The organism is Lactobacillus sp. CBA3606 (assembly GCF_002970935.1).
GTDB lineage: Bacteria > Bacillota > Bacilli > Lactobacillales > Lactobacillaceae > Lactiplantibacillus.
Genome location: NZ_CP027194.1, coordinates 954,983 through 974,445 on the forward strand (window position 1 = coordinate 954,983; position 19,463 = coordinate 974,445).

At 45.6% G+C, this 19,463-nt stretch carries 21 protein-coding genes and 1 other annotated feature; of the genes, 7 read left to right on the forward strand and 14 right to left on the reverse strand.

Annotated elements, in window-relative coordinates; all coding sequences use genetic code 11:
- A complete protein-coding gene (locus tag C5Z26_RS04815) occupies window positions 1-861 on the reverse strand; it encodes a homoserine O-acetyltransferase/O-succinyltransferase family protein (RefSeq protein ID WP_234005743.1) in 861 nt (286 codons plus the stop codon).
- A gap of 842 nt (window positions 862-1,703) precedes the next feature.
- On the opposite strand from C5Z26_RS04815, the gene trpX reads away from it, so the two are divergent.
- The 4 genes from trpX to C5Z26_RS04840 all read left to right on the forward strand — a co-directional run bounded on the left by trpX (window position 1,704) and on the right by C5Z26_RS04840 (window position 5,916).
- Complete coding sequence (gene trpX / locus C5Z26_RS04825; RefSeq protein WP_105450135.1) at window positions 1,704-2,699, forward strand: tryptophan ABC transporter substrate-binding protein; 996 nt, start codon at window positions 1,704-1,706, stop codon at window positions 2,697-2,699.
- Window positions 2,696-3,601: an ABC transporter permease gene (locus tag C5Z26_RS04830; RefSeq protein WP_105448856.1), complete on the forward strand. Its 906-nt coding sequence runs from the start codon at window positions 2,696-2,698 to the stop codon at window positions 3,599-3,601. Before trpX ends, C5Z26_RS04830 begins: the two co-directional genes overlap by 4 nt.
- Window positions 3,588-4,367 (forward strand): ABC transporter ATP-binding protein, encoded by a 780-nt coding sequence (locus C5Z26_RS04835; RefSeq protein WP_105448857.1) that lies wholly within the window; start codon window positions 3,588-3,590, stop codon window positions 4,365-4,367. The genes C5Z26_RS04830 and C5Z26_RS04835 overlap by 14 nt, the downstream gene beginning before the upstream one ends.
- A gap of 193 nt (window positions 4,368-4,560) precedes the next feature.
- The gene (locus tag C5Z26_RS04840) at window positions 4,561-5,916 is read left to right on the forward strand and encodes an FAD-dependent oxidoreductase (protein WP_105448858.1); all 1,356 of its coding nucleotides are present in this window, start codon (window positions 4,561-4,563) and stop codon (window positions 5,914-5,916) included.
- Window positions 5,917-6,064: 148 nt separating this feature from the next.
- Here the strand turns inward: C5Z26_RS04840 and C5Z26_RS04845 are convergent, their stop codons facing one another.
- The 13 genes from C5Z26_RS04845 to hisJ all read right to left on the reverse strand — a co-directional run bounded on the left by C5Z26_RS04845 (window position 6,065) and on the right by hisJ (window position 16,540).
- Window positions 6,065-6,925: an NAD(P)-dependent oxidoreductase gene (locus C5Z26_RS04845; RefSeq protein WP_105448859.1), complete on the reverse strand. Its 861-nt coding sequence runs from the start codon at window positions 6,923-6,925 to the stop codon at window positions 6,065-6,067.
- 3 nt (window positions 6,926-6,928) lie between these two features.
- Window positions 6,929-7,684, reverse strand: a complete 756-nt coding sequence (locus tag C5Z26_RS04850) for a TerC family protein (RefSeq protein WP_105448860.1) — start codon at window positions 7,682-7,684, stop codon at window positions 6,929-6,931.
- Window positions 7,685-7,840: 156 nt separating this feature from the next.
- A complete protein-coding gene (gene hisC / locus C5Z26_RS04855) occupies window positions 7,841-8,917 on the reverse strand; it encodes a histidinol-phosphate transaminase (RefSeq protein ID WP_105448861.1) in 1,077 nt (358 codons plus the stop codon).
- Between the two features lie 14 nt (window positions 8,918-8,931).
- Window positions 8,932-9,252 carry a phosphoribosyl-ATP diphosphatase gene (gene hisE / locus C5Z26_RS04860; protein WP_105450136.1) on the reverse strand — a complete coding sequence of 107 codons (321 nt, stop codon included), beginning with the start codon at window positions 9,250-9,252 and terminating at the stop codon, window positions 8,932-8,934.
- 5 nt (window positions 9,253-9,257) lie between these two features.
- On the reverse strand, window positions 9,258-9,587 hold the full coding sequence (gene hisI / locus C5Z26_RS04865) for a phosphoribosyl-AMP cyclohydrolase (protein WP_105448862.1): 330 nt from the start codon (window positions 9,585-9,587) through the stop codon (window positions 9,258-9,260).
- Window positions 9,584-10,342, reverse strand: coding sequence for an imidazole glycerol phosphate synthase subunit HisF (gene hisF / locus C5Z26_RS04870; protein ID WP_105448863.1), 759 nt, complete (start codon window positions 10,340-10,342; stop codon window positions 9,584-9,586). The genes hisI and hisF overlap by 4 nt, the downstream gene beginning before the upstream one ends.
- The gene (hisA, locus tag C5Z26_RS04875; protein WP_199774979.1) at window positions 10,324-11,055 is read right to left on the reverse strand and encodes a 1-(5-phosphoribosyl)-5-[(5-phosphoribosylamino)methylideneamino]imidazole-4-carboxamide isomerase; all 732 of its coding nucleotides are present in this window, start codon (window positions 11,053-11,055) and stop codon (window positions 10,324-10,326) included. Before hisA ends, hisF begins: the two co-directional genes overlap by 19 nt.
- On the reverse strand, window positions 11,036-11,662 hold the full coding sequence (gene hisH, locus C5Z26_RS04880) for an imidazole glycerol phosphate synthase subunit HisH (protein ID WP_105448865.1): 627 nt from the start codon (window positions 11,660-11,662) through the stop codon (window positions 11,036-11,038). Before hisH ends, hisA begins: the two co-directional genes overlap by 20 nt.
- Window positions 11,663-12,247 (reverse strand): imidazoleglycerol-phosphate dehydratase HisB, encoded by a 585-nt coding sequence (hisB, locus tag C5Z26_RS04885; protein ID WP_105448866.1) that lies wholly within the window; start codon window positions 12,245-12,247, stop codon window positions 11,663-11,665. It lies immediately after the preceding gene.
- A 12-nt stretch (window positions 12,248-12,259) separates the two neighbouring features.
- A complete protein-coding gene (gene hisD, locus C5Z26_RS04890; protein ID WP_105448867.1) occupies window positions 12,260-13,546 on the reverse strand; it encodes a histidinol dehydrogenase in 1,287 nt (428 codons plus the stop codon).
- Complete coding sequence (gene hisG, locus C5Z26_RS04895) at window positions 13,543-14,196, reverse strand: ATP phosphoribosyltransferase (protein ID WP_105448868.1); 654 nt, start codon at window positions 14,194-14,196, stop codon at window positions 13,543-13,545. The genes hisD and hisG overlap by 4 nt, the downstream gene beginning before the upstream one ends.
- A gap of 2 nt (window positions 14,197-14,198) precedes the next feature.
- Window positions 14,199-15,341, reverse strand: a complete 1,143-nt coding sequence (locus C5Z26_RS04900; RefSeq protein WP_105448869.1) for an ATP phosphoribosyltransferase regulatory subunit — start codon at window positions 15,339-15,341, stop codon at window positions 14,199-14,201.
- A gap of 70 nt (window positions 15,342-15,411) precedes the next feature.
- Window positions 15,412-15,645, reverse strand: a binding site (T-box leader).
- Window positions 15,646-15,703: 58 nt separating this feature from the next.
- Window positions 15,704-16,540, reverse strand: coding sequence for a histidinol-phosphatase HisJ (hisJ, locus tag C5Z26_RS04905; protein WP_105448870.1), 837 nt, complete (start codon window positions 16,538-16,540; stop codon window positions 15,704-15,706).
- 239 nt (window positions 16,541-16,779) lie between these two features.
- Here hisJ and C5Z26_RS04910 point away from each other — a divergent pair, with 239 nt between their 5' ends.
- The 3 genes from C5Z26_RS04910 (at window position 16,780) to C5Z26_RS04920 (ending at window position 19,297) form a co-directional block, all read left to right on the forward strand.
- Window positions 16,780-17,943, forward strand: a complete 1,164-nt coding sequence (locus tag C5Z26_RS04910) for a VanZ family protein (protein WP_105448871.1) — start codon at window positions 16,780-16,782, stop codon at window positions 17,941-17,943.
- 68 nt (window positions 17,944-18,011) lie between these two features.
- A complete protein-coding gene (locus C5Z26_RS04915; RefSeq protein WP_105448872.1) occupies window positions 18,012-18,920 on the forward strand; it encodes a magnesium transporter CorA family protein in 909 nt (302 codons plus the stop codon).
- Window positions 18,921-18,949: 29 nt separating this feature from the next.
- Window positions 18,950-19,297: an iron chaperone gene (locus tag C5Z26_RS04920; RefSeq protein ID WP_105448873.1), complete on the forward strand. Its 348-nt coding sequence runs from the start codon at window positions 18,950-18,952 to the stop codon at window positions 19,295-19,297.
- Window positions 19,298-19,463 lie beyond the last annotated feature (166 nt).

A 19,463-nucleotide genomic window follows, 5' to 3' on the forward strand; every position in this document is an offset into this window, starting at 1 on the left:
TCAAAAACCTGCTTTCATTAATTTAAGGGTTGCCACCCAATTCTGATAAAATTGGCAACTGGCCTGTTGCCAACTATAATTAATCGTGCCCTGTGAATCACTAAAATAATGCTGTGGTTGCTGAATTGGTCGGTGTTGTTGCCGATCACGCCGATACTCTAACGCCAACGTTTCAGCCGCGTATTCGGGATGTCCGGTCACGTACACGGCATGTTGCGCCGGCGCCGCCAAGACTAATGGCCCCACTTGCGCATTGGCCGCAACTAGTTGTAGCGCAGTCGGTAATTCAGCCGGCAAGACCAATTGTGTCTGTCGCGATTGTGGCATCTTCAACTCGGCTGGCTGCGTTAACCCAGCCATCAATGGCGAGTCCCCGTCCACCATAGTTGCGGTATAAACGCCAAAGATTTTATTAGCAACAAGCCGTTTATTAATCCCAAATTGCAGATACAATCCAGCCTGGGCCGCCCAGCATTCAAACAGCGTCTGTCTGACATGCGTTTGCGCCCACGTGATGATCGTCTGTAATTCCGCCCAATAATCGACCGCCGTAAAAGGCAATTGTTCCACGGGAGCTCCAGTGACAATCAAACCATCAAAATGCTCAGCTTGAATCTGCGCTAATGTCACATAATTAGCTGCAATCGTCGCCCGGTCACTGCCCTTAAAATGATGGCTAGTGGGATACATGAAAGTCACCGCCACATCAGTAGGTCCCACTGCCAGTCGTTGTAAGAATTGTTGCTCCGTGACTTTTTTAGTTGGCATTAAATTCAAAATTAATACTTGAATGGTCGCCGGTGCTAATTTCGGCTGGCACCCTTGTGTTTGGGCCTTTGAAAGTCCATTCCGTGCAATCACCGTCAATTGACTAACCACCTTTCATTTTCCTTAAACGCAAAAAAGCTTTCGTCCGTTAATTCCTAAAATAGAAATTAACGGACGAAAGCTGACGCGTTACCACCGTTATTTATTGGCATCTCACAATACCAATCTCGACAAGTACCCGGCTTGTTCCGGATACTCCGCAAGTTATCGGTTGCAACCGCGTACGTAGCCTTGCTACCCGCACGATGACTCCGAGTTCATCTTCACGTCATGACTGATTTGCTCCTCACACCAACTCGAAGCTCTCTGGAAAACCCTCATTATCGCTACTTTTCTCTTCAACGTCTAATTTATTTTTAATTTAAAGTTAATCTATCACGATTACTTTTAATTGTCAACTCATCACAAAACAGCCCCCACATTTTAAAATTTTAACTTGACAGTATTTTTAACTGTGGCTATACTGAGTTCATTCGATAAATGAAAGCGAGGAACTGGAAATGACAAAGTTAGTACAATTCAACTTGAATCGTTCATGGCAAAGCCGGCAATTCAGATTGTAATTCCGTCAACACGGATACAATCTGGCAAACAGTTTGTATCTGTGCCGACTAACTTTGTTATCCAAAGAAGTCTGCATGGGTTTTAACACAGCAGGCTTCGGTTCCGTAAAGGGCAGACCAGAGCTTACTGGTTTGCCCTTTTTTTATTGGTCTAATTTAGTGACGCTGCCGTGCAGTTACGCTAGTCATGGTGATGGGGATGACCATCATGACTGGCATCATCCCCGCACTAAGCCGGCTAAGTTAACCTCCCCCCTTGCCCGAAAAAAAGAGTTTGAAATAATTAAGTTGAGGTGAACCACATTGAAACGTATGCTTGCATTTATTAGCGCTTTGGTCGTCTTCTTAGGTGTCGCTTTTGTCATGACGACCCAATCAGCCAAAAAAACCACTAGTTCAAAAAAGGTCCCCACAGTCGGGATATTACAATTGGAAACCCACCCCGCCTTAGACGCCATTCATCGCGGGATTCTGGCTGGATTGAAAGAATACGGTTATGTCCCTGGTAAAACCGTCAAGATTGATTATCAAAATGCGCAAGGTGATCAGAGTAATCTGAAAACAATGAGCCAAAAGTTCATTAATGAAAATGCGGACGAAACCATTGCCATTGCAACGCCCGCTGCCCAAGCCTTAGCTAACGCCGCTGGGAAACAAACGCCCGTAATTTTGGCTGGCATTACTGATCCAGTTGGTGGCGGTCTGATTAAAAGCAATACTAAGCCCGGCGCTAACATCACTGGGACTTCCGGTGAATCACCATTAAAGTCCCATTTAGACTTATTACGCCAGCTCGTCCCTAAAGCTAAGAAGATTGGGATTATCTATACCACTTCTGATCACGGTGGCGAATATAACGCCAAGAAGTTCGCTAAAATTTGTCGTCAAGCTGGGATTGCATACAAGCTGTATACCATTTCTAGCACCAACGATATGCAACAAGTTGCGGAAACGATGGCGTCGCAAGTTGATGCCGTCTACGCCCCCCAAGACAACGGGGTTGCCAGTGCAATGAAGACCTTGGTTTCAGTCACAAGTAAGGCTAATATTCCCGTGATTCCCGCCGTCGATACGATGGTTAAAGATGGCGGTCTCGCAACGCTTTCCGTTGACCAATATCAATTAGGTAAATTATCTGGTGAAATGGCGGCCCGGGTCTTACAAGGAAAAGCCACCGCAACCTATCCAGTTGAACTGATTACTAAAGGGAAAATGACGCTTAACTTAAGCGAAGCTAAACAATTAGGGCTTAAATTCCCAGCTAGCGTCTTGAAGGAAGCCAAACAGAAAGGGGTCATTTACAAATGAGTATGATTGTATCCAGTATTGGGCAGGGCCTCTTATGGGCCATCTTAGGCATTGCACTCTTTTTAACTTTTCGAATTTTAGATTTTCCAGATATGACCGTTGAAGGCACCTTTCCATTAGGCGCAGCGACCGCCGTAACCGCAATTGCGCATGGCATGGATCCCTATACCGCCACGCTATTAGCCTTTGTCACTGGAGCCGCCGCCGGTCTAATCACCGGGCTCTTATACACTAAAGGCAAGATTCCAATTTTATTAGCCGGTATTTTGGTGATGACCGCCTGCTTATCTGTCAATCTCCGGATTATGGGTAGCGCCAACGTCTCACTATTAGGCAAACAGACCATCTTTGCCAACCACTTTTTAGCCAGCCTACCCAAATACTTTGACAGTGTCTTTGTCGGGTTGGTCGTCATTGTCGTGGTCACCGTATTACTCATCCTGTTCTTACAAACTAATCTTGGTCAAGCCTTCATCGTTACCGGTGACAACCGGATGATGGCACGTTCAATTGGGATTAATACCGACAATATGACGATGATGGGCTTAATGGTCTCTAACGGGATGATTGGGATGGGCGGTGCCTTAATTGCGCAAAATAACGGCTATGCTGACGTCAACATGGGGATTGGGATTATCGTAATTGCTTTGGCTTCCATCATTATTGGCGAAGTCGTCTTCGGCGATTTGACCTTAAACCAACGTTTGATTGCCGTCACACTTGGTAGTATCTTATACCGATTCGTCTTATTAATCGTGTTACAACTCGGTTTCAGTACCAACGATTTGAATTTGCTATCCGCCATCATCTTGGCCGTTTGCTTGATGTTGCCACAGGCTAGTAAAAAGCTCCATCTCAATCATTTATTAAAGAAAGGGGTCGCTAAATATGACGAAAACTAAGACACCATTGCTGGCCTTAAAAGACATCGTGACTAAGGTGAACGTGGGCACCCCCAATGAAGTGATGATTCTCCGGCATTTAAACTTAGACATTTATAACGGCGACTTCGTCACAGTCCTCGGGTCCAATGGGGCTGGTAAATCCACCCTTTTCAATACGATCAGTGGTGAACTCCCCGTCAATGGTGGAACCATCGCTTTGAATGAACATGATATTACCTCCCTTTCCGTTGAAAAAAGAACTGCCTTTTTAGCCCGCGTCTTTCAAGACCCTAAAATGGGCACGGCTCCACGGATGACAGTAGCTGAAAACTTACTGTTGGCGAGCCAACGTGGTCAACATCGGACGTTGCGTTTAAGACGGTTAAAGCAACAACTCCCACATTTCAAGGACTTAACAGCAACTATGAATAATGGCCTATCGGAGCGCTTGAATACGGCGACCGAAAACTTATCCGGTGGTCAACGACAAGCATTAAGTTTCTTAATGGCAACTGCTCAGCGCCCGGACTTGCTCTTATTAGATGAACATACCGCGGCCCTAGATCCCAAAACGAGTGCAGAACTGATGCGGCAAACCAATGAACGCGTGACGCAAGAAAAGCTGACTTGTTTAATGATTACCCACCATTTAGATGATGCCCTTCAATACGGGAATCGTTTAATTGTCCTCGACCAAGGCAAGATCAAGTTTGATGTCCGGGGGGCTGAAAAAGCCCAACTCACCAAAGAAAAACTATTGACCTTCTTTGATACCATTGACTAACTGTGGCCCGCCTAAAAAGCTGTTTTCAGATTTGGTAGTGACTTACCAAACTTTGAAAACAGCTTTTTAGGCGTCTTTGCCCCCATTAAGCAAAGCCAGTATAAAAATCGTAATTGGTTTCGCTTTCAATTGTGCACAAGTAATGTTACGGTGAATTAGAACAGTTATAAACTAAATATTTGGAGGTTTTATCATGAAAGTTATCGTAGTTGGTTCTTCCCATGGTGGTTACGAAACGGTCCGCGGTATTTTAGCTGAACAACCTGACACTGAAATTCAATGGTACGAAAAAGGCGATTTTCTCTCATTCTTATCTTGTGGGATGCAGTTATACCTTGAAGGTACCGTCAAAGATGTTAACAGCGTGCGCTATGCAACGCCTAAAGCCATGACGGCCCAAGGGGTACATGTCTTTGTGGAACAAGAGATTACCAAAGTTGAACCAACAACACATACGGTCCACGTCGTCAACCACGTGACCGGGGCTGAACGTGATGAAACTTATGATAAATTAGTCCTCAGCGTTGGCGCCGTGCCTTTTGAATTACCAGTTCCTGGTCATGACTTAAAGCACATCTATGCCATGCGTGGTCGGGATTGGGCAATCAAGTTAAAGGCTAAGACCGTCGATCCAGATATTAAAAACGTGGTCGTCATTGGCTCCGGTTATATCGGTATCGAAGCCGCTGAAGTATTTGCCAAAGCCGGGAAACACGTTACTGTCATTGACTTATTGCCACGCCTATTGAGTCTATATCTCGATCCTGAATTTACTGAAGTGTTAACCACTGAAATGGCTGAACATGGGATTCAAGCTGCAACCGGTCAAAGCGTCAAATCCTTTGCGGGGGTAGCCGGTAAAGTGACTAAGGTCGTCACCGATCAAGGCGAGTATCCGGCCGACCTAGTTGTCTCAGCTGCTGGGATTCGGGCTAACACGGCGTGGTTAAAAGATACCATCGACTTAGATGCCCACGGTCTCATCACGATTAACGATTATTTGCAAACCAGTGATCCTGATATTTATGCCGTCGGCGATGCGACCTTAGTGCCATTCGCCCCAACTGGTCAGCCTAATCGGATTGCCTTGGCAACCAACGCGCGGCGGCAAGGGCGCTTTGCCGCTAAAAATCTGTTGGGTACCAAAATTGCCATGCCCGCTGTTTCAGGGTCATCCGCCCTATCTGTCTTTGATTACCATTTTGCTTCTACTGGTATCAAGGCCGGGACAGCTAAAAACTTTGACTTGCAGACCAAGTCAGTCCTAATCACAGATACGGCGCAACCAAAATTCGTCCCTACCGCAGCCGGCAATGCCAAAGTATGGTTCAAATTAACGTTTGATCCTGCCAATGGTCGTATTTTAGGGGCCCAAATCATGTCTAAAGCCAATGTAACTGCTAATATCAACACAATTGCACTTGCCATTCAAGCTAAGCTCACGGTTTATGATTTAGCTTATACTGATTTCTTCTTCCAACCCGGTTTCGACCGGCCTTGGAATATCATGAATGTGGCCGCCCAAGCAGCGGTTAAGGCCCTGCAATAGGCCGCCATCAAAACGAACTTTTAGTCCGCTTAATAATCAAAAGAAAACAGTTGCTGCAAGAAGTTCTCACTTCTTACAACAACTGTTTTGTTATGCCACGCGCTTTTTAGTACGCTATAACCCGCTATGATATCGATTGATGACCTGTTCAGCGATAACTATTAATCAACCCCTGGGTTCCTTGGTCACCCAACCCTTTGACGTCAACCATGACTTCATACAACCGTTTTGCTTGGGCAGTTGCGACTAAGTCCAAGCCCATCGCATCCGCTTCGGTTAACGCAATTCGCAAATCTTTTAAGAAATGCCGCGCAAAAAAACCGGGCGTATAATCAGCTTTCAAAATACGAGGGACATAGTTTTCCATACTCCAGTTATCGGCCCCCCCACTGGATAAGGTGGCCAACACCTTTTCAGGATCTAATCCGGCCGCTTCCGTATAAAGGAGCATCTCCGTTAGGCCCGTCATCGTACCCGCAATCATGATTTGATTTGCCATTTTAGCATGCTGCCCGGTACCAGCCGCACCAAAATAATTAACTTTATGTCCCACCGCCTGGAACAATGGTAACATGGCGGTATAAGCCGCCTCATCGCCACCAACCATCACTGTTAAGGTTGCATTCTTAGCACCAATGTCACCACCTGAAACCGGTGCATCCAAGGCTTGAATACCATGTTTCTGCGCATAAGCCGCAATTTTCACCGCTAACTTCGGCTGACTGGTCGTCATATCGATGACCGTTTTACCAGCAGCTAGCTGACTAAAAATACCTTGCTCCCCAAAATAAACTTGTTCAACATCTTTCGGAAAACCAACCATTGTAAAGACGACATCACTGGCAGCCGCGACTGCGGCCGGCGTCGCTGCCCACGTCGCCCCTTGTGCCACTAAAGCATCCGTCTTACTTTTAGTGCGGTTATACACCGTCAACGTATGCCCAGCCGCCATCAAATTTTTGACGATTGCCGCTCCCATCACACCAGTTCCAATCCATCCAAGTTGCATCGTTTAATCACCTTTCTTAATCTGTTTTTGAACCCGTTGGCGCACAAAATGAATTACCATCGTCACGACAAAAGCGGCTAAGACGATTAGCCCAAAAGCGGCGGCTGGAATATCCCAACCAATCGCTGGAATCGAAACGAACAATTTAAACGCAATAATGACAATTAGTCCATACGCCATTGGTTCTAGTTCCGGAATCTTACGCATTAATCGCATAATAATCTCAGCGATGCCCCGCATGCACGCAATCCCAATCATGCCACCAATCAACACAATTACGGGATTATCAGAAATGGCTAACGACGCTAACACTGAATCAATTGAAAAAATAATATCCATCATTTCAATCTGGACAACGACGGACCAGAATTGACTGAGACCAAAAAAACGACGACCACGTGGCTTCCGCTCAGGTTTACTTTGGTGCTGGGTAAAGAAACGGTAGACCAAATAAATTAAATAGGCCGCGCCAAGCACCTTGATTTCCCAAAAGCTAATTAAATACGTGCCAATGCCAATAATTAAAAAGCGGAAAATATAGGCCCCCCACAAGCCATAAAACAATGATTTTTCACGTTCCTGCAAGTTATCCAGCCGTTGCGTCTGGGCTGCCAACACCACAGCATTATCCACTGACAGTAAACATTCAATAATTGCCAATGATAGAATCACTAACCAATCATTGGGGGAAGTGATCACCTGACTCCAATTAGCACCGCTAAAAAACGGGCCATATAACTGTTCAACAAAGTGTAGCACGTCGTGACCTCTTTTCAAATATAGTAACGCACCAATCAAGTATACCGATTATTATTAACATCATAATACAGATAGTTAATTTTATAAATAATCTAAACTAATTAGCAGTCCTAAATTGCGTTAATGGCAACTTAGGACTGCTAATTAGTTTAGGCGTTATTTTGACTGACCATAGCGAGCAATCAATTGACGTAACTGGTGCCCATCGGCTGCGGTACCAAAGGTCATTCGTAACCAATCTGGCCGTAAGCCGGTCCGCAGACTATAACCTTGGTGTAATAAGTAATCCGCCAAGCGGTCCGCTTGCGGATACTCAAAGAAAATAAAGTTTGCGGCACTCTGATCATAATGAATCTGTTGTTGATCGAAAAATTGTTGCCACAATTGCCGTTCAGCGGCATTTTTAGCAACCGTCGCTTGCAAAAAGGCCTGATCTTTTGCCGCCGCCACGGCTGCCACTTGGGTTAGGGTATTTAAATTATACGGTAACCGCACCGCCTGCATGGTGGGCACTAGTTGTGTTGAGAAGACGGCATAGCCTACCCGAAAATTCGCTAAGCCATACGCTTTTGAGAAGGTGCGCATCACGACCACATTCGGCCATTTTTCTGGCAAATGCAACGCCGTAATGGCTGCAGCATCCGTGGCAAAATCCAAATAGGCTTCATCAATTAGTACCATCGTGGTCGGCGGCACTTGTTGGACAAAAGCCGTGATTGCCGCCAAGCTTTCAACCGTCCCCGTCGGATTATTGGGATTACACAGCCAAACTGACTTTACTTGCGGGGTCACGGCGGCAGCTAAGGCCGCAAAATCGACTTGACCCGTCTTTAGGGTGGGCACGCTGACTAAGCTGGCCCCTTCAATTTCGGCATGTAACGCATATTCTGAAAAAGTTGGTGCCGAAACCAAGACTTGGTCCCCCGGTGCTAAAAAGGTTCGTGAGACCATCGCAATCATCTCATCGAGGCCGACACTAAAGACCAGTTGGGCTGGATCGACCGCTAATTGCTGCGCCAAAACACGTCGTAAAACGGTCGCATTACCATCAGGATAGCGATTACTCATCGTCCAATCCCAATTCTTAATCGCCGTGGCAACTTGTGGCGACGTCCCATACGGATTCTCATTAGCGGATAGCCGGACTAAATGCGATAGCCCTAACTCAGCTTGCAAAGTTGCTAATGGCTTTTCTGGAAGATACGGTTGGAGTTTTCGAACACTTTCCTTCATATAATAACCCCCTCTTAACGATTCTTGATTTCAGGCCGATCTTTAAAGTCGCTCATTTCACCTTCACGTTTAGCGAGTTCAACTTTAATCTGGTCAAAGCTCACCCCTCGTTGCACGAGTAAAACTAAAACGTGATAAAACAAATCAGCGGTTTCATAAACTAGGGCATCATCGTCAGGGTTCTTAGCGGCTACCACAACTTCAGTTGATTCTTCGCCCACCTTTTTTAAGATTTTATCCAATCCTTCGGTAAACAGATAGTCGGTATATGACCCCTTTTTAGGTGTTTTTTGACGATCAGCGATTAATTGATATAAAGCTTCCATATCTTGCATCATTATCATCCTCTCTTATCTTGAATCGTTTGAAAAAAGCAACTGGTGTGACCGGTATGACAAGCCGGACCTGCAGGATTAACGGCAATGAGTAACGTGTCATTGTCACAATCCAACTTGATGCTGACAACAGTTTGGCGATTGCCACTCGTAGCCCCTTTATGCCACAACTCTTGCCGTGACCGGGACCAGAACCAGGTTTCACCAGAAGTCAGCGTCCGCTGATAGCTTTCGGCATTCATCCAAGCCACCATCAAGACGGCCTTAGTCTGCGCATCCGTTACGACGGTTGTGACGAGGCCTTGGCCTTTTTCAAAATCGGGTTTTGCTGTCATCTAACCACCACGCCTTTCGCTTTTAAAGCTTGTTTTACTTGACCAATTGTCAATTCACCATAGTGAAAAACTGACGCTGCTAAGGCCCCATCGACTGGGGCCTGTTGAAAAACAGTCACAAAATCAGCTAGTTGACCAGCGCCACCCGAAGCAATGATTGGCACAGCCACCGCTGCGCCTAATTGCTGATACAGCCGCAAATCAAAACCGGCCTTAGTCCCATCGCAATCCATGCTGGTAACGAGTAATTCACCAGCACCTAAAGCGACGGCTTGCTTAGCCCACGCCACTGCTGACAATGCCGTTTTCTGTTGCCCACCATGCGTATAGACACGATAGTCCTGTGCTTGATCGTCCCAAGCCACATCAATTGCCACAACAATACACTGATTACCAAATTTTTCAGCTCCGGCGGCAATAAGTTGTGGGTCAGCAACCGCCGCCGAATTAATGGCAATCTTATCCGCCCCCGCACGTAACAACCGTTGCATATCGGCAACACTGCCAATCCCGCCACCGATGGTTAACGGCATAAAGACCTGGGCTGAAACCTGTTCAACTAAATCAACCATCGTTTTACGGTGTTCATTCGTTGCAGAAATATCTAAAAAGACCAATTCATCGGCGCCTTGCTGTTGATAGGCCGCCGCAATCGCCACCGGATCCCCCACATCCGTTAGATTGACAAAATTAACCCCTTTTTTTACCCGCCCAGCTGCCACATCTAAACATGGAATTAATCGTTTTGCGAGCATTTGTCAACCTCCGCTAGGGCCGCTAACGTGACGGTCCCTTCATACAAGGCTTTCCCAATAATGGCGTCTTGAATTCCCATTGCCTGTAGCGTTTGGATATCGGTAATATCCCGAATCCCGCCACTGGCAATGAGTGTTGCTTGTGGTAACTTGGCTTTAAGTGCGGCCAATAAGGTGATATTAGGCCCCTGCATCGTGCCATCGCGCGCCACATCCGTCACGACAAACTGTTTGGCACCACTCGCCATCATCGTTGCCATCAAAGTACTCATCTTTGTTTGGGATTGTTCTAACCAACCATTAATTGCAACTTGACCGTGATTACCATCCATCCCAATTACAATGCGGTCGGCGCCAAAATCAGCCAGTAAGCGTTGCACCAAGGCCGGCTGGGTTAATGCCGCCGAGCCGATGATCAACCGGTCAACCCCTAACTTTAAGTAACGGGCAGCTAAGTCATAACGACGAATTCCGCCGCCCAGTTCCAAGGTGCCTGTAAAAGCTTGCCGAATCGCCGTGATGGTCGCCAAATTTTCTGGTTGTCCTGACTTGGCACCATCTAAATCAACTAAGTGTAATTGTGCTAATCCCGCAGCTTGGATCTGCTGCGCTTGTTGCACCGGGTCGGCATTAATGAGGGTCGTCTGGGTAAAGTCCCCCTGATACAAGCGGACACTTTGCCCGGCTTTTAAATCAATTGCTGGAAAAATCATTTGCACTCACCATTTTCTTAAAAGTTGCTAACTGGTCTAAGCCAACTTGTCCACTCTTTTCAGGATGAAATTGCATCCCAATCACGTTTTGTTTTTGCACGATACTTGGCACCGTCACGCCATGTTGGACGCTGGCGACAATCTGATTAGCTGGACTAACGGCATAATACGAATGCACAAAATAAGTATACGCACCGTCAATGCCAACAAACGGCGTTGTCGGTCGTTGGACGTGGTTCTCATTCCAGCCCATTTGTGGTACTTTCACCCCTAAATCGGTTGGCAAGGCGGCCACGTTCCCGGTTAATAAGCCCAGACCGGGATGCACTCCATATTCAGTGCTGCTCTCAAATAACAACTGCATGCCCAAACAAATCCCGAGCATCGGTTTACCATCACGGCCCAAGCGTTGCAATACCGGGACAAGTTGCCGTTCGGTCAAAGCCTGCATGGCGGCTGCAAAAGCTCCCACACCGGGTAAAATAACGGCTTCTGCTTGAGCTAAGACGGTCGGATCAGCGGTTAAAACCGTCGGTACCTTTAAATACGTCAAAGCTTTTTGAAGATTGCGGGTATTACCCGTATCATAATCTACAATTGCAAACATCTAAATCACACCCTTGGTGGAATTGACCCCGATAATATCTGGATTAACCGTGACGGCTGCCCGCATCGCTCGACCGAAGGCTTTGAACAAACTTTCAATTTTGTGATGTGTATTGCGGCCATATAAGATCCGCGCATGTAAATTCATTTCGGTCGCAAACGCCACGGCTTGAAAGAAATCTTCAATCGTTTCCGTATCGAGACCGCCTAAGCGGGGGTTAGTTAATTCTGCATCAAAGACCAAATAAGAACGGCCGCTCAAATCCACACTGACTTGTCCCAGCGTTTCATCCATTGGAACAAATTCAGTCCCATAGCGTTCAATCCCGACTTTGTCACCCAAGGCTTGTTTGAAACATTCGCCTAAGACAATCCCAGTATCCTCAGTCGTATGGTGCGGGTCAACATCTAAATCCCCATGTGCTTTGACAACCAAGCCAAAGCGCCCATGTTTCGCAAATAACGTGAGCATGTGATTCAAAAAGCCAATGCCGGTATCAATCTGAATACCACTTTGTTCATCCAAATTTAAGCTAATTTCAATTTGCGTTTCTTTAGTTTCACGCTTAATCGTTGCTTGTCGCATCTGCTTGACCTCCTAGTCGTAATACGTATCAAAGCGGGCTTCAATCGCACGCGCATGACCTTCTAAGCCTTCGACCCGTGCTAATGTCGTAATTGCATCCGCTTCTTTAGCCAGTGCCGCACGCGTATATTGCACAAACGAGGTTCGTTTGACAAAGTCGTAGACCCCTAATGGTGAAGAAAACCGGGCCGTCCCACTGGTTGGTAAGATATGATTAGGCCCCGCCACATAATCTCCCAGCGGTTCCGAGGCGTAACGGCCTAAGAAGACTGAACCCGCATTTTTAATCAAACTCAAATATTGTGTTGGATTTTCCAATTGTATCTCTAAATGTTCTGGTGCCACCGTGTTCATCAGGTCAAACATTGCCGTCACTTGATCCACCACTGCGATGAAGCCTTTATTATTAACCGCCGCCGTCGCGATCTCCCTTCGTGGTAAAACTTTCAATTGTCGCGTCACGTTATCACTAACAGCTTGGGCTAATTTAGAACTATCGGTAATTAGAATTGGCCGTGCCAACGGATCATGTTCTGCTTGGCTGAGTAAATCAGCCGCTAACTCACGTGGATTAGCACTATCATCTGCAATAATCCCGATTTCCGATGGGCCAGCCACCATATCAATTGCGACCTGACCAAAGACTTGCTTTTTCGCCGTTGCAACGAAGACATTCCCCGGACCGATAATCTTATCCACTTGTGGAATTGATTCAGTCCCATAAGCTAAAGCCGCAATCGCCTGGGCACCGCCAACTTGATAAATCGCATCGACGCCCGCAATTTTAGCCGCCGCTAACACCGCCGGATTAATCCCCGCTTTTTGTGGCGGTGTGACCATAATAATTTCATTCACGCCTGCAATCTTAGCCGGTAAGGCACTCATCAAAATAGTCGATGGATAAGCGGCGGTCCCACCTGGCACATAGAGCCCGACCCGATTCAAGGGTAATAATTTTTGTCCCCGTAAGACCCCTGGTTGTTCCGTATCCATAAAACCAGTCGCCTTTTCCTTCTCATGAAAGCTCGTAATGTTACGCTTGGCTAACATTAATGCCGCTTTCACTTGGGGGTCTAATTGCTCATATGCCGCATCAATAGTCGCCGTCGATAACTTAAACGCCTCAATATCGACTTGATCAAATTGCTTTTCATACGCTTTTAAAGCCGTATCGCCCTCTTTAATCACCCGGGCAATAATTTTTTGAACGGCTAAACCAACTTTTTCATCTGTTAATTGTTGCGTTTTAGTTTGGACCAGTTTTTTTAAGGTCGCTAAATCTTCATTAATAATTTTCATGACAAACACTCCTTTGGTTGTTCCACGACTGTCGCTAAGCGATCGACCAACTCATAAATAGCGCTTTGATGCTGTTTCAACGCCAAGCGGTTCACGACTAAGCGGGTCGAGACCGTCTGTAAATAATCATAAATCTGTAAGTGGTTCTCACGAATGGTGGTTCCGGTCTCTGTAATATCCACAATGGCATCCGCCAACCCGGTTAGCGGCGCTAGTTCCACCGAACCTTCAATCTTAATAATCTCCACATCTTGCCCCAATTGATCAAAATAGCGCTTCGTAATTAAGGGATACTTCGTGCCAATAATTTTGCGTTTGGGCGCTTGCGGATCAAAATCTGCCGTTGAAGCTAAGACGAACTGGCACCGGCCGACACCCAAGTCCAACAATTCATATTGCGTGCTCTGGTGTTCAATCAAAATATCACTGCCGACGATCCCAATATCGGCAGCCCCACGTTCTAAAAACGTGGTCACATCAGGGCCTTTCGCTAAAATAAATTCATAGGGTTGCGTTGTGGAATCAAAGATCAAGCGCCGTTGCTTATTACGGACCAGCGAACAGTCAATCCCGGCTTGTTCTAACAACGGCAACACTTGTTGTTCAACGCGCCCCTTAGTCAATGCAATTTTTAAACGTTCTGCTGTCATAATTAAGCCCCTTTTGTCAAATCAACCAACGTTGCACCCATTTGTTGCGCTTCCACTCGTGCTAGCGCCAACGTCGGTGCCAAACTTAAAGTTGCATTTGGTTGGGCGGCTAGTCTTTTTTCAGCTTGCGACCATTGGGCTGGTTCAAAGTATAGTAATTGTTTAGCCGGTGGTGTCGTCGTATCAAGCGCCAATTCCGTCAATAAATCAACATCTAAGCCCATCCCGACGGCTGGTTCACTTTGTGCTTGGAAGTTCGCCAGTAGTTGGTCATAGCGACCACCGCTGAACAAGTAACCGGCACCAGCTTGTGAATACCCCCGAAAGGTCAAGCCGGTATAATATTTTTGTGGCGCTTGACTACTCAAATCCAGTGACACCGCCTGATTCGGCATGGTACGTTGCATCCACGCAACGACCGCGCGTAAGCGTTCGATACTTGGCTTAACGCTGGCCGGTAATGGTGCGGCCGTTAGCTGGGCTAAAATCAACGCCGGCTTGCCAAACAACCGTGGCCATTTTTGTAAGAAGTCATATAACGGTTCAGCTTGATAGGTCGCAATCAACGCATCATATTGTGGAATCTGCTTATTGAACAAGGCCTGCTTAATGGCAGTTTGCCGGGTCACATCCGTCGTCAGGCTCGCCACGACTTGTTGGGCGAACTGCGCATCGCCAAGTTCGATTTCAACGGCATCGGCGATTAGCGCCGTACTCAATTGATTCGCAATCGTGAGACATTCCAGTTCAGCCTTAATCGAGGCATACCCGATTAGCTCAACCCCCGCTTGCGTCATTTGGTTATAAGAACCTGACAACCGCCGACTCACTCGGAAAATATCGCCAACGTAGCCAAATTTTTGGGGTAATGGAATCTTAGTCGCACTCAGAAAACGCGCAATTGGCAACGTTAGATCCGGGCGTAACACCAACGTCTGCCCTTCCGCATCTAATAACCGATACATTTGGTAGCTGCCCATTTGGTAAGGATCAAAGACCGCTTGATGCTCTAATAATGGTGTGGCAATGGCCGCTAAGCCTCGCTGTCTAAAATGGGCCTGAATCACCGCGATTAATTGCTGTTTTCTGGCTGCCCGCCGACCAAATTCATCGCGAGTCCCAAGTGGTAAAAGATTACTTAACATTGTCAATCCTCCTTAACTTTCGTTCGCCTAGTTTAATTTAAATAAAAAAACGCCCCATTAGCAAAATTGCTAAAAGGACGTTTAACCGTGGTTCCACCTTAATTCGTTACCAGCTCACACTGATAACCTCATGTTGACTGATTGTCAACTTGGATAACGAAACCATTCGGCTAAGGCTAATGCGACAGGTTCACCTTAGCAGTTCATAGATGTGGGTTCGCTGATAATATCTGCCCGGTTCTCAGCTATCCGGACTCTCTGGATGAGGAATTTATCAGTTACTTTTTCTAATCAGAACTTTTTATTAAATTTTAATTAGTTGTTTAATTTAAAATTCATTTTAGTGGTCAAAAACTCATTTGTCAACCATTAATTAAAGCAATTGCTAAATGTTGCCCGTGACCAACGCTTTGAATATCATGCGCATCAGAACCGTATATTAGCGGTATACCACGTTTTTTAGCCCGTTCTAAGATTTGATGACCGGGATAAAAATCATTACAAAATGGTTTAAATAAACCAGCCAAGTTTAAATCAATTTCACGATTTTGCCATTTTATCTGATCTAAAATCTCATCAACCAAAGCGAGATTGGTCGCATCTAAAGGCGCCGTTAAGTTAAAACGGTCTTGAAACTTGCGAATTAAACTCATATGACCAATACGTTGCGGCGCAGTCGGACCTAAATCAGCGACGACCGAAGCCAAAACTGTTTGATAATACTGATTGAACAGCACTTGCGGTTGGTTGAGCCATGCTTCAAACCCAGTTTCAAAATCCGTCAACGTATCATCCAAACACCAAAATTTTTGATCCGTGCCCCGCATAAAATGCACTGACAAAATGTTTTCTTGCGTTTGTGGCCCATATTCATTTAAAAATGCCCGCGTCCATGCCACCTGATCCGGCAAGAAATCCACTTCGAAACCAACGGAAATCGCTAATTGACTGGCATATTTCTTTTGTAATGCCCGCGCCAGCTTTAAGTAATCGGGGACCAGCGCTAACGGCAACGATGCCGTGGTAAAGCCAGTTAGCTGTCCCGCATATTGTTGCTTAAAATCCGGCGGTAACGGGGCATGTTCCGTAATGCAATACTTCTGCATTCCCAATTGAATCGCACGTTGAATCATTTTTTCAGTGGCTTCACCACTACCGTGCGGACATAGTTCAGTATGTGTATGACCATCCATTAACATGTTGTTCAGCTCCTTTTAAAGTTAGCCTATGGTACTAATTGCCCATAATTCAAACACATCTACTACCAAATAGCAATCGGTTTTAAACGTAGTTGCCCCACTTTTACCCGTTTTGACCCCAAATAAATCACTAAATTTTCACTAATTTAGTTATATTATGAGAAAAAAAGACTTATTAACCATCATTCAGTCATACTTCTCCGTTACAATAAGGCTAACCAATCATCGGGGGATATCACATGCAAATACTGATCACCAAACTCTATCAACTTGGCTTATCAAGCCAGATCGTCAAAACTTTATTGGAACCCGTTCATATTATTATTCTCGGCTTACCTTTTATAACATTATTAATTGCCATGATCATTTTAAGTCTCCAATTACACACGCAATCAACGTTGACTGAACGCAATATTATCAGCACGTATTCGTTCATTTGGTACCTGTCAGCGGCCTATTTACTGATTATCTTGCCGTTACCTTCGCGTCGTGCAGTCGCCAGCTTAACGTCGGCCGAATACAACTTACAACCGTTTTTCTTTTTAAGTCAATTAAAGCTTTTAACTGCCTTTCAATTTAGTGATCCTAGCACTTGGCTGGCAGCATTCAAATCGTCAACTTTCTTCCAACCCTTCTTCAATGTCATCTTTTTCATGCCGATTGGCGCTTACTTAAAATGGCGCCATCACTGGCCGCTTTGGTTAATTACGTTAACCAGCTTTGCGATTTCATTATTCTTTGAAACGACCCAGCTCACTGGCCTCTATGGTTATTACACTCGCGCTTATCGCATGTTTGATGTCGACGACTTGATGACTAATACATTAGGTGGTTGGGCTGGCGCCGTGGCTTTAAGTTTCATCCCACATCGTTGGCGTGAAACCGACCACTCGACGCGCTTAGATTCGCAGACCCATCCGATTAATTGGCGCCGTATTTTGGCTCTAGTGATTGATTGGCTTGCCATCGCCGGCTTTGATGTTATCTATTTCGTCCTGGTTAAACACTTTGCTTGGCCGTTAACCCATGACTTCCGTTGGTTATACCTAGCCGATATCGTTCTCTTCTTCTGGCTACCAGCAACCTTTAATGGTGGCAAAACCCTCGGCGGCTGGCTTATGAACAGTCGCCTAGTTGCAAGTGATGGGCAACCCGCCCGTGGTTGGCAGTTAGTCATCCATTATGCCGGCCTCTATCTAGTAAGCTTACCCTTGCTATTCCTAGATTTGTGGCTGTTTAATCGCCTGGGTAACGTCCCTAGTGCGGCTTTGAATCGACTCGATATTTACTTGGTCATTGTCTCCCTGATGCTGTTGATTATTAGTTATGATCTTTTACTAGCTTTCTTCAGTCGCAAGCATCAGCTCTGGTGTGAACGGCTTAGTCGCACCACGGTCGTCTAAATAGCGCTTTACGTTGACCCGTAAAACATGTTAAATTTAGAGTAAATCAAACTTCTGGAAGTAAGCAAATGATAAAAGTACAAGCACTAAGCGACGATTTTCGCTGGGTCGCAGTAAACAACTATACCGATAACGATTATCAACAACTGGTTAATGAAGAACACGTCACCGATGAAATGCTAGGTTATGCCACCGACCGTAACGAACGGGGCCGCTTGGAATACGATGACAAGAGTGCCATCACAACCATTATTTTTGATGTTGTCACGAAGAATACCGATGAAGGCACTCATACCGCCCAAGTCAGCTTTATGTTAGTCGACCACACGCTCTTGACCTTTACCACTGACCACACAGCGTATGTCGATGATTTGTTAGGCGATATTATTGATGCGGATTGGGAAAAAGTGAAGCATCCGTTTGATTATATTTTCGATGTCTTGTATCAATTGTCCCGGCAGTATTTTCAGGCTATTAACACCATCAATAAGGAACGCCAAAATATTCAATTAAAAATGCAAAAGCAAATTCAGCGGTCCGTTATTTTACAATTGATGGAATTAGAAACCACCCTAGTCTATTTTTTGACCTCTTTAAAAACGAATAACGACTTGTTGCAATCCCTCAAACGGTTTGCACCCATTAAATTTTCGACAGCCCAAAAGGAACGCCTAGACGACATCATTGTTGAAGCACAACAAGGGCTGGAAATGGCGAACATTGCTTCTGATATTATTGGTCGGGTTTCAAATGCCTACTCAAATATTTTAGATAACAGTCTGAACAACACGATGTGGTTATTAACCATTTTTTCAATCGTTTTGACCATTCCAAATATTGTTTTCGGCTTTTTCGGTCAAAACGTGGATCTCCCATTTATGAAGAATCCTTTTGGTTGGGAAATTACCGTCCTAATCACGATTGGCCTTTGTGTCCTAACCATTTGGCTATTACGCCGCAACTCGTTTCACAAATAACGCATTTGACCATTAGGAGGTCTTTACAAATGCCTAGTCGGATTCCAGTTACTGATACCGCTGATTATATTAGTCAGGCGGCCCCCCAGGCCCAGCCGGTGCTCCAAGCCTTGCAACAATTGATCACCACTGAATTACCGCAAGCCACGCCTAAAATAAAGTGGCACCTGCCATTTTATGACCTGGACCAAAAATACGTGAGCATTGCTGCATATAAAGCCCATGTCAGTCTCAGTATTTCAGCAGATTTATCGCCAGCCGTACTGGCAACTGCCAAAGCAGCAGGCTACACAACTGGTCAAAAGCGTTTAAACATTGCTTTTGATCAGCCGATTCCGGTGGCCTTGGTCACAGCGGTCTTAGATTTATTAAAATAACTAGCCGTTTTATGTCATTGATTACAGCGTGGGTCACTTGCCTGGACAATTCTGTCCTGGTAAGTGACTTTTTTACTGGCTAGATTTTCAGCCAGTTTAAGCTAGCGTTTGCGTTTAGTCTGCCCATAACAAAAAAGCACTGTAAAACCGTATTGGTTTTACAGTG

Coding starts and splice junctions, on each gene's coding strand:
- trpX (WP_105450135.1), top strand. CDS start 1,704: ATGCTTGCATTTATTAGCGCTTTGGTCGTCTTCTTAGGTGTCGCTTTT.
- C5Z26_RS04830 (WP_105448856.1), top strand. CDS start 2,696: ATGAGTATGATTGTATCCAGTATTGGGCAGGGCCTCTTATGGGCCATC.
- C5Z26_RS04835 (WP_105448857.1), top strand. CDS start 3,588: ATGACGAAAACTAAGACACCATTGCTGGCCTTAAAAGACATCGTGACT.
- C5Z26_RS04840 (WP_105448858.1), top strand. CDS start 4,561: ATGAAAGTTATCGTAGTTGGTTCTTCCCATGGTGGTTACGAAACGGTC.
- C5Z26_RS04845 (WP_105448859.1), bottom strand. CDS start 6,925: ATGCAACTTGGATGGATTGGAACTGGTGTGATGGGAGCGGCAATCGTC.
- hisC (WP_105448861.1), bottom strand. CDS start 8,917: ATGAAGGAAAGTGTTCGAAAACTCCAACCGTATCTTCCAGAAAAGCCA.
- hisE (WP_105450136.1), bottom strand. CDS start 9,252: ATGCAAGATATGGAAGCTTTATATCAATTAATCGCTGATCGTCAAAAA.
- hisI (WP_105448862.1), bottom strand. CDS start 9,587: ATGACAGCAAAACCCGATTTTGAAAAAGGCCAAGGCCTCGTCACAACC.
- hisF (WP_105448863.1), bottom strand. CDS start 10,342: ATGCTCGCAAAACGATTAATTCCATGTTTAGATGTGGCAGCTGGGCGG.
- hisA (WP_199774979.1), bottom strand. CDS start 11,055: ATGATTTTTCCAGCAATTGATTTAAAAGCCGGGCAAAGTGTCCGCTTG.
- hisH (WP_105448865.1), bottom strand. CDS start 11,662: ATGTTTGCAATTGTAGATTATGATACGGGTAATACCCGCAATCTTCAA.
- hisB (WP_105448866.1), bottom strand. CDS start 12,247: ATGCGACAAGCAACGATTAAGCGTGAAACTAAAGAAACGCAAATTGAA.
- hisD (WP_105448867.1), bottom strand. CDS start 13,546: ATGAAAATTATTAATGAAGATTTAGCGACCTTAAAAAAACTGGTCCAA.
- hisG (WP_105448868.1), bottom strand. CDS start 14,196: ATGACAGCAGAACGTTTAAAAATTGCATTGACTAAGGGGCGCGTTGAA.
- C5Z26_RS04900 (WP_105448869.1), bottom strand. CDS start 15,341: ATGTTAAGTAATCTTTTACCACTTGGGACTCGCGATGAATTTGGTCGG.
- hisJ (WP_105448870.1), bottom strand. CDS start 16,540: ATGTTAATGGATGGTCATACACATACTGAACTATGTCCGCACGGTAGT.
- C5Z26_RS04910 (WP_105448871.1), top strand. CDS start 16,780: ATGCAAATACTGATCACCAAACTCTATCAACTTGGCTTATCAAGCCAG.
- C5Z26_RS04915 (WP_105448872.1), top strand. CDS start 18,012: ATGATAAAAGTACAAGCACTAAGCGACGATTTTCGCTGGGTCGCAGTA.
- C5Z26_RS04920 (WP_105448873.1), top strand. CDS start 18,950: ATGCCTAGTCGGATTCCAGTTACTGATACCGCTGATTATATTAGTCAG.